Origin of the sequence: Mesorhizobium sp. M7A.F.Ca.MR.245.00.0.0 (assembly GCF_003997415.1) — a bacterium.
GTDB lineage: Bacteria > Pseudomonadota > Alphaproteobacteria > Rhizobiales > Rhizobiaceae > Mesorhizobium.
Genome location: NZ_RZTE01000030.1, coordinates 1 through 15,147, shown reverse-complemented (window position 1 = coordinate 15,147; position 15,147 = coordinate 1). Strand labels below are relative to the sequence as shown.

Sequence of the window (15,147 nt, the reverse complement as noted above, 5' to 3'; positions counted from 1 at the left end):
ATCCTGGTCGCCGTCTGCCGGTACCGGTGACCGACTTCGCCTGCAAGGGCCAGACCTGGGGTGCCGAGAGTATCGACTGCCTGCGCGCAATCGCCGAACAGTCCGGAACACACAAGAGCCGCGCCATCCGCATGATCGCCACTGCCGCACCCTTGGCCGACACGCCGAATATTTTCTGATTTTGTCGTAGCCTGATCCGAAACCGTTCCCGTTTTGGGATCATGTTCTGGACTCCCCAAGCGCTCCCTCCAGCGCGCTCTTCTTCGGCCCCCGCCCCCGGGGGCCTCTTTTTTATACTTTAAAGGCCGCCTGTTCGGCAATGGCGGACAGCACACTGCGCACATCAAGCGTGCTGAACGGCTTTTCCAGGATCTGCGGCCGCTGCTGTGCCGGCAGGGCCTCGATTTCGGCTTTCGCACCGATCAGGTCGCCTGTGACCAGCACGAAACGCCGCGCCAGGTCAGGCTTTTCGGCGAGCAGCTCGCGATAGACCGATATGCCGCTGACGCCGGGCATGCGCAGGTCCGAGAAGACGATGTCCGGCGGCATGTGGCCGCTCAAAGTGGCGGCGGCCGATTCCCAGACAGGAACGATCCGCGACTTGATGCCCATCAGTTCGAGTATGTCGGAGAGCGAGCCGGCGACATCCGGCTCGTCGTCGATGATCAAGGCATGGCGCAGGCCGCTCGATCGCGGCTGGTTGTCGCCGGCGGTGGCGAGGCCGGCCACGATGGCCGGCAGCTGGACGACGAAACGCGCGCCTCTCGGGAGCACTTCCTCGAACCAGACATTGCCATTGTGCCGCTCGATGATCGATTTCGAGATCGACAGGCCGATGCCGGTGCCGACGCCGACCGGCTTGGTGGTGAAATAAGATTCGAAGATGCGGCCGCGGATTGCTTCCGGCACGCCGGGCCCATTGTCCTCGACCGAGAAGCAGGGGTGACCGCGGTCGCTGCGGAACGTCCGCACCTTGATCAGCCGGTCACCGGCAATGCCAGCCAAGGCGTGCTGGCTGTTGATGAGGAAGTTGGCCGCTACCTGCGTCACATGGTCGGCGTCGGCCATGGCCAGCAGCGGGCCGGCGGCGAAATCCGTGTCGATGACGATGCCGCTTGAGCGCGCGCCATAGGCGGTCACTTCGAGTGCCGACCGGATCACCTGGTTGAGGTCGGTCTCGGCCTGTGCCGCGGGATGGAGGCGGACCATCGACAGGAAGCTCTTGACGATGCGGCCGCAGCGCTCGGCCGCGGCACGCACCTTCTCGGCGCGCACCTTGGTCTGCGGATCGGAAGCGAATTCGTGCAGCAGCGTCGATTGCGCCACAACCACGGCCAGGGGATTGTTGAGCTCGTGCGATACGCCGGCCAGCAACGAACCCATCGCCGCCATCTTCTCGTTCTGGTGCAGCTTCTCGCGCTGCCGGCCGATTTCCTCCTCCGCACGCAATTTGTCGCGCAGGTCGCGGATGGAGCCGAAGATCAGGCGGCGGTCGGCGACCCGCATCTCGGTCGCCGTCAGCTCGATCGGGAACACTTCGCCGGCGGCATTCTGGGTCACCGTCTCGAGCCTTTGGCCGACCATCGGCGCGCCGCGGCCGGACATGTATTCGGCCCCCGAAGCATAGCCCTTGCGGTAATAGATCGGCACGATCGTATCGAGCAGATCCTTGCCGAGAATGTCGCTGCGCTGGAAGCCGAACATCTTCTCGGCGGCCGGATTGAATTCGATGATCGAGCCGGTCTCGTCGATGACGACGATGGCATCGAGCGAGGCCTGCAGCATAGTGCGGCGAATGACCTCGCTGGCATGGGCGTCGGATGGCGAGCGCTCGATAGCGTCGCCGATAGCGAGCGCGATGATGTGCAGCGTCGCCTCTTCCTCGTCGGTCCATGCACGCTCGCTGACGCAGTCATTGACCGCCAGCGTGCCCCAGAGATGGCCATGCGCGAAGACCGAGACCGAGAGGAACGACTTGATGTTCTGCTTCTCGAAATCGGTCCTCAGGAAGCCTTCGAGGTCGCGCGTATGGCCGGCGAAGATCTTGCCTTGCCTCTCGTCCTCGGCAAGCCGCTCCAGCAGGGGGTCCGAATTGACGATCGATTGCATGATGACGGTCGGCGATGCCAGTTCGCCGCCGAAAAGAGGGTCGATCCAATAGGCGGCGACGGATTGGGCGAAGCCCTGGCCTGGCAGTTCGCGCAAGCGAAACAGGATGCCGCGCTGGCAATCCATGGCCCGGCAGAGCGTTTCCAGTATGCCGTCCATCTCGCGCTGCCAGTCGCCGGCCTCGCGCAGCCGGCGAACGACGCGCACGGCCGCCATGGCCGCGCCCTGCCTGAACCCTTGCATATCGGTGCTTGCTGCTTCAGCGATCATCTTGTGCTGTCATTCCGGAGTCGCGCCAATTCGGAGTCGTGCCAATTTCGGCTGGCGAGCAACCGAATCCTTCCGGCCCGGTGCTCAGTTGCCGTCGCCGGCCGGCAGCGAGAAGATATAGCCCTCGCCGCGCACCGTGCGCAGGAATTTCGGATTGGCGGGATCGGCCTCGATCTTTTTGCGCAGCCGCATGATGCGGATGTCGACGGCGCGCGACGATTCCGGATCTTCGGTGAAACCGATCGCCTCGGAAATAGCGGCGCGGGTCAGCAGCCGGTTGGCGCGGGTGAGGAAAATCTCCAGCACGTCGAACTCACTCTTGGCCATGTCGATCACCGCGCCATTGGCACCGGTGACCAGCCTGCCGTCGAGATCGGCCTGAAAGGGCCCGAAGGCAACGGAACGGCGATCCGTCCCAGCCTTCTTGTCCTGGAGCTCCTTCGGCTGGGGAACGCGGCGCAACACGCTGCGGACCCTGGCCAGCACTTCGCGCAATTCGTAGGGCTTGACGATGTAGTCGTCGGCACCGAGTTCCAGCCCGACGATACGGTCGAGCGCGGTGCCGGCCGCGGTGGCATAGATGATGCCGATCGGCAGTTTCGAACGCAGCCAGCGGCCGAGCGAGAGGCCGTCCTCGCCGGGCATGGCGATGTCGAGAATGGCGAGATGAAACGATTGCGTTTCAACGAGGCTGCGCGCTGCGGCGGCACTTTCAGCGGTGGCCACGTCATAGCCGGATGCGCCAAGATATTCGGCGACCGCGTCCCTGAGGTCGGGCTCATCCTCGACGATGACAATTCTTGCCCGCACGATGCTTTCGCTCCCACTTTCAGTGGAAAGTAGATTGGGTATAAACATCATGTCCAGCACTCATATCCGGGTTGCCAGGGAACGGTTGGAAAAGATGGCCGCACGATCCGTTATTGCACTTGTTTCGGTAGCCGAAGTGGTCGCGACCGAACTCGCCGACCATCTCGAGCGGCGCGGCCACGACGTGCATCAGGCGCGCCAGCCCTGGGAGGCCGAATCGCTGCTGTCGGGAAAGGGCATCGACGTCGTCGTCGTCGGCGACAGCCTCAGCCAGGCGGAGGGGCGGGATCTGCTCAGACGTTATGGCGGCCAAGCAGGAGGCGGCGAGGGCGGGCCGGATTTCATCTTGATCTGCCGGCCGGCCGATCTTGTAGACAAGGTGCTGGCGCTGGAGCTTGGTGCGGCCGACGTCGTCGAGAGCCCGCTCAATGTCCGTGAACTGGCCGCTCGTGTGGCCGGCCTGCTTTCGCGCCGCGGCAGGGGCACCCAGGAACTCATCGTGCTGGAGAACGCGACCGTCGATCTGAGATCGGCCATGGTCATGCATCGTTCCGGCTCCGAGGAACAGCTTTCGCCCGGCCAGGTGGCGCTGCTCAGGTTGTTCCTGGCCAGTCCGCGCAAGGTGCTGACGCGTGACGACATCATCGCCGCGGCACCGGCCGAAAACGCCGACGCCTTCGATCGCTCGATCGATTCGCGCATCGTGCGGCTGCGCCGCAAGCTCGACACCGACACCATAACCACAATACGTGGCGCCGGCTACCGGTTCGATCCGCCGCGACAGTTCGCCGACTGACCGCCGGGTACTGGCGCAATCCCTTTTGTAGGGCATCGGATTTTCCACCTCTGGGCCCGATGCTCTTGACGCTCAGCGTACCAGCAGAAGCGATGGCCCCACCGGCATGTCACTGCCCATGGTGAGTTCGCTTGCATGGGCGCGGTCTCTGAGCAGCACGGTGGCAAGGCCGGCAAAGCCGAGCAGGCCCTGGGCGTAAAGCAGTGCGGACAGCACCGAAGCGGCAAATTTCGTTTTCATCGTCGCAGTTCCCCAAATGCCAATTCTTCAAAAATGAACCTGTTGCGGGTCTCTTCAGGATACCCCCGAAGTGCCCGCGCCGCCCACGGAGCCCCCCGTCGCGGCGCGGGCCTTCGGTCCTCTCGGCAGCAAGTTGCCGGAGGCGCCGCGCAAACCCGTCAGCCTAAGGCCGACCCGCCAGAGGGCCTTTAGCCGGGCGATGCGCAGGCTGGAAACAATCCAGACCGTGGCGAAAAACAGTGCGGCATGCAGCGTCGAAATCTCGCCTGATGTCATCGCGCCGAGGCTTGTCAGCGGGGTGCCGGCAACCGTGCCGACGCCGCCGATGACCGTTGCCGCGATGCTGATCCTGAGAAGCCAGGACAGCGCGTTCGATTTCGTTCCCATGTTCGTTTCCGGCTGTTTTCGTTGCGTCAACTTTGCCCGCACCCCGTATCCGGATCATGCCGCTTGGAGCCGCGCTTTGTTGCAGGTTGGTTTCGATGTCGACGACTGTTCTTTCACATGATGCCAATTCGCACTTTCGTTTGGAGGCGGATACTCATGTTCCCGCCGCTGGTCTTTGCTGGCGGGGCCTGCCGAGCGTGTCCAACCCCATCTATAAGAGGGACGTTTGTTAACCGGTGGAAACAGATTCGAAACAGAAGCGAGCATTTTGCGAAATCTTCTCGAAACATGACGTTGGGATAAGCGGCCATCGAATTGGAGCCGGACCAACCGGCAGAGAGAGGGAACTTCATCATGCATACCGCCATTTCCGCCAAACTTATCAACATCACCGCCGCTGCCTTGACTGGTGCAGCACTGCTGCTCGGCGCCGGCTCGGGTGCGGCGCACGCCGCCAACAAGATCGTGGCGCGCGTTTCGCTTTCGCAGCAGATCATGGAAGTCTCCGTCGACGGCCGGCCGACCTTCGCCTGGAAAGTCTCCACCGGCGACCGGGCCCATGTGACGCCGACCGGCTCGTTCAAGCCGACCCGCATGCATGAAATGTGGTATTCGAAGAAATACGACAACGCCCCGATGCCGCACTCGGTCTTCTTCAGCGGCGGCTATGCGGTGCACGCGACCTATGCGATCAAGCGCCTCGGCCAGCCGGCTTCGCATGGCTGCGTGCGGCTGCACCCCGACAACGCCGCCGATTTCTACCAGCTCGTCGAAACCTTCGGGGCGACCAACACCAGCATCGTCATCGTCAAGTAGCAGGCTGTGACCGACGGCGTGTCAGCATGCTGCCGCGCCGTGTTCAAGGCTCCCGCCGGAAAACGCTGCGGTATCGAGCACAGCTCGAACCAGGGTATTGAGTACAGCGCAAACCGGCGGTATCGAGCAAAGCTCGAACCGGGGTATCGAGCTCAGCCAAAAAGAAAAGAGGCCGGAAATTCCCGGCCTCTTTTCTTTTGCTTCCATCTATTTGTCCTGCCCATTTCCGAGCGGGAATTCCTCGACCACCCTAGCTAGGCAGTGCCGGCATCAGCTTGGGATCCGGCTTCTCCGCCAAATGAGGCAGGTCCTTGCTGGCGATGAAGGTGTAGAACATGGGCACGACGAAGAGCGTGAACAGGGTTCCGACCAGGATGCCGGTGAAGATGACCAGGCCCATCGAATAGCGGGCCGCGGCACCAGCGCCGCTGGACGTGATCAGCGGCACCACGCCGAGCGCCATCGCCGCTGTCGTCATCAGGATCGGCCGCAGGCGCACCTTGGCCGAGGCGATGATGGCGTCGCGCCGCCGCATGCCATGCTTTTCACGCTGCTGGTTGGCGAACTCGACCAGCAGGATGCCGTGCTTGGTGATCAGACCGATCAGTGTGATCAGGCCGACCTGCGTGTAGATGTTGAGCGTGCCGAGGCCCAGATTGAGCGGCACGATCGCGCCGAAGATCGACAGCGGCACCGCCATCATGATGATCAGGGGGTCGCGAAAGCTTTCAAACTGCGCCGCCAGCACCAGATAGATGACGACAACGGCCGCCGCGAAAGCGATCAGGATGGTGTTGCCCTGTTCCTTTTCCTGCCGCGATTGACCGGAATAGTCGAGGAAGAAGGTGTCGGGCAGGCTCTCCTTGGCGATGTCCTCCAGCGCCTTCAGCCCGTCGCCGGTGGTGACGCCGGGCAGCGGGAGCGCCGAAATCGTCGACGAATTCAGTTGGTTGAACTGCTCGATTGCCGCCGGCGCCGCATTGTTCGAAATCTTGACCACCGCCGAGAGCGGCACCATCTCGCCCGTCACGCTGCGCACGAAGTATTCGCCGAGCTTATCGGGATTGTCGCGAAACTCCTGCGGCACCTGCGGGATGATGTCGTAGCTGTTGGAGTCACGGTCGAACTGCGCCACTTCGGCGCCGCCGACCAGCAAGGTCAGCGTGCGGCCGATATCGGCGATCGGCAGGTTCAACGCCGCGGCGCGATCACGGTCGATGGTCACCGTCACCTCTGGTGCGTCATAGGCCATCGAATTCTGCACGACGATGAAGCGGCCGGAGGCTTGCGCCTTGTTCTTGATCTGCTCGGCCACCTCGTACACTTCCGAGGAAGCGCCGGTCGATCGCACCACCATGGAAATGGGCAGGCCGCCACCAGAGCCGGGCAGCGTCGGCGGCGCGAAGACGAAGGCCTCGACGCCGGCCACTTTGGCGATACGGGCCGTGATGTCGGCCTGCAGTTCCTTCGAATTGCGCTTGCGTTCCGCCCAATCCTTGAAGGCATAGCCGACGAAGGCGCTGTTTGTCGTGCCGCCGAAGGCGACGGCCGAGAACTGCGCCCGTGTTTCGGGAATATCCTTCACCAGGCCGAGGATCTGGTTGACGTATGTCTCGGTGTAATCGGAGGTCGCATAACGCGGCCCTGTCACGATCGAGAGCAGAAAGCCCTGGTCCTCTTCCGGCGCCAGTTCGCTCGAGGTCTTGGTGAACATGAAGCCGGTGACGCCGACAAGCGCAAGCACGATGATCAGCGTCAATGGGCGATAATTGAGCGACCCGGTGACGGCGCGTTCATAGACATGCTCGACGCGCGCGAAGGCGCCGTCGACAATGCGCTGGAAACGGCCCGGCGTGCCGGACTTCAGGAGGCGTGCCGACATCATCGGAGTGATGGTGATGGCGATGACGCCCGACAGCACCACTGAGCCGGCGAGCGTGACCGCGAATTCACGGAACAATGCGCCGGTCAGGCCGCCGGTGAAGGCCAGCGGCGCGAACACGGCGGCCAGTGTCATGGTCATGGCAATGATGGCCGACGATATTTCGCGCATACCGCTGAACGCGGCCTGCATCGGCGACATGTGGTCTTCTTCCATATGGCGATGGATGTTCTCCACCACCACGATGGCGTCGTCGACGACCAGGCCGATCGCCAGCACCATGGCCAGCAGCGACAGCAGATTGATCGAATAGCCCACCGCAAACAAAAGGAAACAGACGCCGATCAGCGACAACGGGATGGTGATGATCGGCATCATCACCGACCGGAAGGAGCCAAGGAACAGAAGGATGACGACGATGACGATGGCAACCGCCTCGGCGATGGTCTTGAACACCTCTTCGATCGAAGCGCTGATCTGCCCGGTCGCGTCGTAGACGACCTCGATCGTCATGCCTTTCGGCAGCGTCTCCTGAATCTGCGGCACCAGCTTGGTGAGCGCAGCCGCCGTGGTCAGCGGATTGGCCGCCGGCGTCGGGAAGATGGCGAGGAAGGTGCCGGGTTTGCCGTTGAACGAGACCCGGGTGTCGGTGTTCTCGGCCGCGAGTTCGACGCGAGCCACGTCGCGCAACCGCACCACATTGCCGTCAGTCGAGCGCAGCGGCAGCTCGGCGAATGCCTCCGGCGTCTGCAATGTCGAGCGCACGGTGATCGAGGAAACGACATACTCGTTCTGGGTGTTGCCGGGCGCCGACAGGAAGTTGGAATTGTTGATCGCCGTCAGCAGTTCGGAGGCCGTCACGCCGCGCGCGGCAAGCTTGACCGGATCGATCCAGACGCGCATCGAGTATTCCTGGGCGCCGAAGATCTGCACGTCGGCGACGCCTTCGACCGTCGACATGCGCGGCCTGATGACGCGCTCGATATACTCGGTCAGCTGCTCCTTCGTCATGTTCGGGTTCTGCATCGAGATGTACATCATCGCGAACTGCTGGCCGGTGCCCTTGACGATGACAGGGTCCTTCGATGCGTCCGGCAAGGTGCCGCGCACGCCCTGGACCTTGGACAGGACTTCGGTCAGCGCGACGTCGGGGTTCGAGCCGAGCTTCATCTGCACGGTCACGGTGCTGGAGGACGGGCGGCTGGACGAGGTGACGTAGTCGATGTTTTCGGTCGAGGCGACGGCGCGGGCGATCGGGGCGGAAATGAAGCCCTGGATCAGATCGGCGCTGGCGCCTGGATAGGCCGTCGTGATGGTGATCGCGGTTTCGTCGACCTTCGGATACTGCCGGATCGACAGGTTGAAGATGCCCTGGAAACCCAGGAGCAGGATCATGCAGGCAAGGACCGTCGAAAGAACAGGCCGGCGAATGAAGAGATCTGAAAAGCTCATTGCTGTTCGGCCTGCTTGTTCGCCGATTTGGTCGGGTCGATGGTGTTGTCCACAACGACGGACATGCCGTTGAAGAGGCGGTTCTGGCCGGCGGTGACGACCTCGTCGCCGGCCTTCAGCCCCTCGACGATCTCGACCATGCCTTGATTGCGGCGGCCGGGCTTGACGAACACCTGCGACAGCACGAGCGCGGGCTTGTCACCTTCCGCCGCCGGCTTGGCCGGATCGGCAGCCTTGTCGGTTGGTTTTGCCGCATCGGCGGCAGGCTTGGCTGCATCAGCCCCCGGCTTCATGGCATCGGCCGGCTTGGTGTCCGCAGGCTTGGCTTCCGCCGATTTGTCGGCTGACGGCGCGGCGGGTTTTTCCTCCGGCTTGGCTGGGGCCGCCTCGGCAGGCTTGGCCGGCTGCACCACGAAGATGTAGTCGCCATAGAGGCTTGTCGTCAGCGCCGTCTGCGGCAGGGTCAGCACGTTCTGCTCTTCGGGCAGCTCGACACGCACCTGCACGAACTGGCCGGGGGTCAGCTTGCCATCGGGATTGGCGACTTCCGCCCGGATGTTCACCAGCCGGCTGGACGAGTCGATCTTCGGGTCGATGCCGCGAATGGCGCCTGCGAATGGCCTGTCCTCACCGCCAAGGCCCAATCGAATCGTCTGGCCGATCTTGAGCAAGGCGAGTTGCTGTTCGGGAACCGAGAAATCGACCCGCATCGTGTCGAGGTCCTGCAATGTCACCACGGCGGTGCCGGGCGCCAGATACTGGCCGATATCGATTTTCGGAATGCCCACCGTGCCGCCGAAAGGCGCCGTCAGCTGCTTCTGCTCGAGTACGGCCTGCAACTTGGTGACCTGAGATGCCGAGGCCGAGGCCGCCGCACGCGCCGTGTCCAGCGTCGAGTCGGAGCCGACGCCACGCCTGGTCAGTTCAATGGCGCGGGCCAGCGAGGTCTGGTCGAGCGCGGCCTGCGCTTTCTGTGCGTCGAGGTCGGCGCGCTCGACGGCGTCATCGAGCTGCAGCAGAACCGCATTGTCGGCCACCTTCTGGTTGGCATGGAAAAGGATGTCCTTGACGATCCCGGTGGTCTCGACCGTCAGGTCGACACCACGCACAGCCCTGACCGTACCGATCGCCTCGACGCCTGGCGTCCAGGCCGAAGGCTTGGCGATGGTCGTCGAAACGGTTGCCGCCGGCGGCTTCATCGATGCGAAGTACTGCTTGATGCCGTTGTCGCGCAGGAAGTTGAAGCCGACGATGCCGCCGACCACAACGACGAGCAGAGCCAGAACCAGAACAATGATAAAGATACGGAGTATGCGCTTGAACAAGGAAGTCCCCTCAGTCGAAATCCGGCGCGAAGCGCGGATATCGGGACACATATCGACTGCGGGTCCCGATTTCAAATAATGGCGGTCTTCCTGTACCGTCTGGACGGTCTTGTCAATTGGGCCTAAGCTTGCGATGGGAGGCCCCATGAGAGCCCAAAGACCGAATTCGCGCGAGAAGATTCTCGCCGCGGCGGCTGATGTTGCCCGGGAATCCGGACCAGGCAGCCTGTCGCTGGATGCCGTAGCCAGCCGTGCCGGCGTGTCCAAGGGAGGGCTCCTCTACAATTTCCCGACCAAGGCCAAATTGATGCAAGGTTTGGTCGAAGGCTATCTGCGTGAGTTCGAGCACGCACTGGAAGCCGCCCGCACAAATGACAAGGACGAAAATCTCCTGGCTGTCTACATCAGGCTGTCAGCCAATGATTGCGAGGAAAAGCAGCCGTCGGCGTCCTGGATTTTCTCGGCCATCGCCGAGGATCCCGATTTCATGATGCCGATAAAGACCTTCAAGAGGCAGCTTTTCGAGCGGCTGAAAGGTGAGACGCCGGATCTCAAATCGCTGTTGATCTGCTATCTCGCCATCGAGGGATTGCGCAGCATGAACCTCTTCGATTCGGATGTCCTGTCGAAAGATGAGCGAGAGCTTCTGGTATCGTCCCTGCTCGAGATCGCCAAATAGGCGTCGCCCACCCTATGTCTGGACCCCGCTGGTCGAAAGGCAGATTCCCGACCCCATGAAGGCGCGCGGCATGACCGAGGAACAGGTCAAGCACGATGTGCTGCTCGCAGCCCAGCCGACCAAGGAATTCGTCACCGTCGATGAGCTTGCTGCGTTGACGCTGTTCCTGTGTTCGGACGCAGCCAGGCAGATCACCGGCACGACCTTGCAGATGGACGGCGGCTGGACGGCACAGTAGAGGGTAATCCAAGCGTTCCGTTTGCCGGCTGGTGCCGCTGGGCGCTAGCAGAAAAGCACCCGCCTATGCCGTGGTCTTGATCGATGCGGATGGCGTGGTCGTGCATTTCCATGAATTTCCGATCGACGCGGCGGGTTGCCCGTGGCGGCTTCGCGGAACACTGAGCAGGACTTCCCGCGAGGGCCAAGATGCCGCCAGTCGCATGCGCCGGCCTATTGCACGGCAGCGCAACAGGCTGCGCCTTTGCTGAGCTGAACGATTCCAACCGATGCCCATCCGCGCACTGACGGCGACTGCGCTGCATCAGGTTTTCCAGCCTCTTTTTCGTCCCGCTGGACTGTGGTGAAAGTGCCCAAAAAAGCACAAGAATCTGGACATTAGTCTTGACAGAAATACAGATGTTCAATACCCGTCAGGCAATCGAACAAGCCTGCATTATGGGAGGAACGAGCGGTATGGCTTCCAATGTTTCGTTGACGGGCCTTGCCCGCGATCTCGAGGAACGCGCCAAGTCGGGCAAGCCTATCCGCATCGGCCTGATCGGCTCGGGCGAGATGGGAACCGACATCGTCACTCGTGTCGCTCATATGTCAGGCATCGAGATCGGCGCCATTTCCGAACTGAACCTGCCTGCCGCCAGCAAGGCCGTCGATATCGCCTTCCAGGAAACCGGGCATGCGCGCGAGGTGTCGAACGCGTCGGGGATGACGGCGGCGATGGAAGCCGGCAAGGTGGCGGTCACCAACGATGCCAGCCTTGTCATCAACAATGATCTGATCGACGTCGTCATCGACGCCACCGGGGTTCCCGCCGTCGGCGCCGAGATCGGGCTGCGCGCCATGGAACATGGCAAGCATCTGGTGATGATGAATGTCGAGGCCGACGTCACCATCGGCGCCTATCTGAAGAGCGAGGCCGACCGGCTCGGCGTCACCTATTCGCTGGGCGCCGGCGATGAGCCGTCCTCCTGCATGGAACTGATCGAGTTCGTTTCGGCCATGGGGCATCCGATCGTTGCCGCCGGCAAGGGCAAGAACAATCCGCTCAACATCGACGCTATTCCCCCAGACTATGAGGAGGAAGCCAAGCGCCGGCACATGAATGTGCGGATGCTGGTCGAATTCGTCGACGGCTCCAAGACCATGGTCGAGATGGCGGCGATCGCCAATGCCACCGGCCTGGTGCCAGACAAGGCCGGCATGCATGGGCCGGCGGCGACGCTTGGCGAACTGTCCAAGGTGCTGGTGCCGCAGAAGGATGGCGGCGTGCTGTCGAGGGTCGGCGTCGTCGACTATTCGATCGGCAAGGGTGTCGCGCCCGGCGTCTTCGTCGTTGCCGACATGTCGCATCCGCGCATCTCCGAGCGTATGGAAGATTTGAAGATGGGCAAAGGCCCGTATTTCACTTTCCATCGTCCCTATCACCTGACCTCGCTCGAAGTGCCGCTGACCTGTGCGCGCGTCGTGCTCTACGGCAAGGCCGACATGGTGCCGCTGGCCAAACCGGTGGCCGAAGTCGCCGCCGTGGCCAAGAAGGACATGCAGCCCGGCGAGAAGCTGGATGCGATCGGTGAATATTGCTACCGCGCCTGGATCATGACGACACCTGAGGCGCGCGCCGCCAAGGCCATTCCCTGCGGCCTGCTGCAGGGCGGCTCGGTCACCGCGCCGATCAAGAAGGGCGAGCTCATAACCTACGCGAATGCAGCGCCCGCGGCGGGCTCCAAGATCGCCGAACTGCGCGCCCGCCAGGACAAGCTCGTCTATGGGTCCGTGGGAGCGTGATCATGGCCACAGCCAGCAAAGCCGTCACTGACAGTCGCGCCAATCTGCCCTTCGTCTACCGCCAGTACAGCGCCGAGCAGCTCAAGCAGGTGCTCCACAAGATGTACCTGATCCGCCGCTTCGAAGAGGGCGCGGAGGAGTGCTACACGCGCGGCCTCATCCACGGCACCATGCATTTGTCGATCGGCCAGGAAGCCAGCGCCATGGGCATCTGCATGCCTCTTGCCGAGGATGACCAGATCACCTCGACGCATCGCGGTCATGGCCACTGCATTGCCAAGGGCGCCGAGGTCAAGCGCATGTTCGCCGAGTTCTTCGGCAAGACCACAGGCTATTGCAAGGGCCGTGGCGGCTCGATGCACATCGCCGATGTCGGCAAGGGCAATCTCGGCGCCAATGGCATCGTCGGCGGCGGCATCCCGATCGCCGTCGGGGCGGCATTGTCCTCCAAGATGATGAAGACCGGCAAGGTCGTGGTCTCGTTCTTCGGCGATGGCGCCAACAATGAAGGCGCTTTCCACGAGGCGCTCAACATGGCGGCGGTCTGGAAGCTGCCCGTCATTTTCGTCTGCGAGAACAATGGCTACGGCATGTCCACATCGACAGCCCGCTCGACTGCGGTCAAGAACATCGCCGAGCGCGCCGCCGCCTATTCGATGCCGGGCGTCATCGTCAACGGCAACATCTTCTCCGAGGTCGCCGAGGCGTCTCATCAGGCTATCGCCCGAGCCCGCGCCGGCGAGGGGCCGACGCTGATCGAGTCCAAGACCTACCGCCATCGCGGCCATTCCAAGAGCGACCGCAACCGCTATCGCACCAAGGAAGAGATCGAGGACTGGATGTCGAACCGCGATCCGATCACCCTGTTCGAAAGCGAGCTCAGGGAATTCGGCTTCATCGACGACAAGGGCATCGAGGCCATTCGCGATTCCGTGGCGCAAGAGATCGCCGAGGGCATCGAGTTCGCCAAGGCGAGCCCATCGCCCGATATCAGCGAGACCGGAAATTACGTGTATACGGAGCAGGCGTGATGGACGCGATGGTGCGTGAACTGAGCTACGCCCAGGCGATCCAGGAAGCCATGGCGATCGCCATGGACATGGACGAACGCGTTTTCCTGATGGGCGAAGATATCGGTGTCTATGGCGGCGCCTTCCAGGTCACCGGCGACCTGGTCGAACGTTACGGCGCTGACCGCGTCATCGACACGCCGATTTCGGAACTGGGCGGCGCGGGCGTCGCGGTGGGGGCTGCCCTCACCGGCATGCGGCCGATCTTCGAGTTCCAGTTTTCCGATTTCGCCACGCTTGCCATGGAGCAGATCGTCAACCAGGCGGCCAAGATGCGCTTCATGCTGGGCGGCGAGGTTTCGGTTCCCGTGGTGATGCGCTTTCCCGCCGGTTCCGGCACCGGCGCGGCGGCCCAGCACAGCCAGAGCCTCGAGGCCTGGCTCGGCCATGTGCCGGGTCTGAAAGTCATCCAGCCGGCGACCCCCTATGATGCCAAGGGCATGCTTTTGGCGGCGGTCGCCGATCCCGATCCGGTCATGATCTTCGAGCACAAGCTGCTCTACAAGATGAAGGGGCCGGTGCCCGAAGGCTATTACACCGTGCCGATCGGCAAGGCAGATATCCGCCGCGAGGGCCGCGACCTGACCATCGTCGCCACCTCGATCATGGTGCAGAAGGCGCTCGACGCGGCTGCCGCACTGGAGAGCGAAGGCATCGACGTCGAAGTCGTCGATCTCCGCACCATCCGGCCGATGGACAAGCAGACCGTCATCGACAGCGTCAAGAAAACGTCGCGGCTGCTATGCGTCTACGAAGCGGTCAAGACGCTGGGCATCGGCGCCGAGGTCAGCGCCATGATCGCAGAGAGCGAAGCGTTCGATTATCTCGATGCGCCGATCGTGCGGCTGGGCGGCGCCGAAACGCCGATCCCCTATAATCCGGAGCTCGAGAAGGCGACGGTGCCGCAAATTCCCGACATCATCACCGCTGCGCGTGACCTCGTGAAAGGGGTTCGCTGAGAAATGCCGACCGAAGTCATTCTTCCCAAGGTCGACATGGACATGGCGACCGGACAGATCTCGCGTTGGTTCGCCGAGGAAGGCGCGCACGTCAAGAAGGGCGATGTGCTGTTCGAGATCGAGACCGACAAGGCGGCGATGGAAATCGACGCGCCGGCCAGCGGCGTGCTGCGCGATGTCAGCGGCAAGGAAGGTGTCGATATCGCGGTCGGCGCTGCCGTCGCGTGGATCTATGCCGACGGTGAAAGCTATGCGCCAATCTCCCCCCTCGAGGGGGAGATGTCGACCAAGTCGACAGAGGGGGTTGCCTCAGGAGGCACCCCTGTACCG

The 15,147-nt window shown here is 62.8% G+C and carries 13 protein-coding genes and 1 pseudogene; 8 read left to right on the top strand and 6 right to left on the bottom strand.

Annotated features, from left to right (window positions below; genetic code table 11):
* Positions 1–291: 291 nt before the first annotated feature.
* Positions 292–2,379, bottom strand: a complete 2,088-nt coding sequence (locus EOB80_RS24745; protein ID WP_164762707.1) for an ATP-binding protein — start codon at positions 2,377–2,379, stop codon at positions 292–294.
* A gap of 84 nt (positions 2,380–2,463) precedes the next feature.
* Positions 2,464–3,237: a response regulator transcription factor gene (locus EOB80_RS24740; protein WP_185929003.1), complete on the bottom strand. Its 774-nt coding sequence runs from the start codon at positions 3,235–3,237 to the stop codon at positions 2,464–2,466.
* 46 nt (positions 3,238–3,283) lie between these two features.
* Here EOB80_RS24740 and EOB80_RS24735 point away from each other — a divergent pair, with 46 nt between their 5' ends.
* Complete coding sequence (locus EOB80_RS24735; RefSeq protein WP_127330415.1) at positions 3,284–3,985, top strand: response regulator transcription factor; 702 nt, start codon at positions 3,284–3,286, stop codon at positions 3,983–3,985.
* Between the two features lie 72 nt (positions 3,986–4,057).
* On the opposite strand, the gene EOB80_RS24730 is transcribed toward EOB80_RS24735, so the two are convergent.
* Positions 4,058–4,225 carry a hypothetical protein gene (locus EOB80_RS24730; protein ID WP_081738724.1) on the bottom strand — a complete coding sequence of 56 codons (168 nt, stop codon included), beginning with the start codon at positions 4,223–4,225 and terminating at the stop codon, positions 4,058–4,060.
* 54 nt (positions 4,226–4,279) lie between these two features.
* Complete coding sequence (locus EOB80_RS24725; RefSeq protein ID WP_127330363.1) at positions 4,280–4,612, bottom strand: hypothetical protein; 333 nt, start codon at positions 4,610–4,612, stop codon at positions 4,280–4,282.
* A 354-nt stretch (positions 4,613–4,966) separates the two neighbouring features.
* Between EOB80_RS24725 and EOB80_RS24720 the strand changes: the two genes are divergently transcribed.
* Positions 4,967–5,428, top strand: a complete 462-nt coding sequence (locus EOB80_RS24720; RefSeq protein WP_023811018.1) for a L,D-transpeptidase — start codon at positions 4,967–4,969, stop codon at positions 5,426–5,428.
* Between the two features lie 250 nt (positions 5,429–5,678).
* Here EOB80_RS24720 and EOB80_RS24715 read toward each other — a convergent pair whose 3' ends face one another.
* Both EOB80_RS24715 and EOB80_RS24710 read right to left on the bottom strand, forming a co-directional pair.
* Positions 5,679–8,762: an efflux RND transporter permease subunit gene (locus tag EOB80_RS24715; RefSeq protein ID WP_127272041.1), complete on the bottom strand. Its 3,084-nt coding sequence runs from the start codon at positions 8,760–8,762 to the stop codon at positions 5,679–5,681.
* Complete coding sequence (locus EOB80_RS24710; RefSeq protein WP_127330361.1) at positions 8,759–10,087, bottom strand: efflux RND transporter periplasmic adaptor subunit; 1,329 nt, start codon at positions 10,085–10,087, stop codon at positions 8,759–8,761. Before EOB80_RS24710 ends, EOB80_RS24715 begins: the two co-directional genes overlap by 4 nt.
* A gap of 145 nt (positions 10,088–10,232) precedes the next feature.
* Between EOB80_RS24710 and EOB80_RS24705 the strand changes: the two genes are divergently transcribed.
* From EOB80_RS24705 to EOB80_RS24680, 6 genes and pseudogenes are all read left to right on the top strand, one after another.
* Positions 10,233–10,766 carry a TetR/AcrR family transcriptional regulator gene (locus EOB80_RS24705; RefSeq protein WP_127323062.1) on the top strand — a complete coding sequence of 178 codons (534 nt, stop codon included), beginning with the start codon at positions 10,233–10,235 and terminating at the stop codon, positions 10,764–10,766.
* A 13-nt stretch (positions 10,767–10,779) separates the two neighbouring features.
* Positions 10,780–11,004: pseudogene (locus tag EOB80_RS24700) on the top strand (SDR family oxidoreductase); the annotation flags it as partial.
* A gap of 455 nt (positions 11,005–11,459) precedes the next feature.
* Entirely contained in the window at positions 11,460–12,788 is a 1,329-nt protein-coding gene (locus tag EOB80_RS24695) for an NAD(P)H-dependent oxidoreductase (RefSeq protein ID WP_127330359.1), read from the top strand.
* Positions 12,789–12,790: 2 nt separating this feature from the next.
* On the top strand, positions 12,791–13,819 hold the full coding sequence (locus tag EOB80_RS24690; RefSeq protein WP_127330357.1) for a thiamine pyrophosphate-dependent dehydrogenase E1 component subunit alpha: 1,029 nt from the start codon (positions 12,791–12,793) through the stop codon (positions 13,817–13,819).
* Positions 13,819–14,817, top strand: a complete 999-nt coding sequence (locus EOB80_RS24685) for an alpha-ketoacid dehydrogenase subunit beta (protein WP_127267172.1) — start codon at positions 13,819–13,821, stop codon at positions 14,815–14,817. Before EOB80_RS24690 ends, EOB80_RS24685 begins: the two co-directional genes overlap by 1 nt.
* Before the next feature lie 3 nt (positions 14,818–14,820).
* Positions 14,821–15,147, top strand: a 327-nt coding sequence (locus EOB80_RS24680; protein WP_127330355.1) for a biotin/lipoyl-containing protein, incomplete at its 3' end; no start/stop codon positions are given.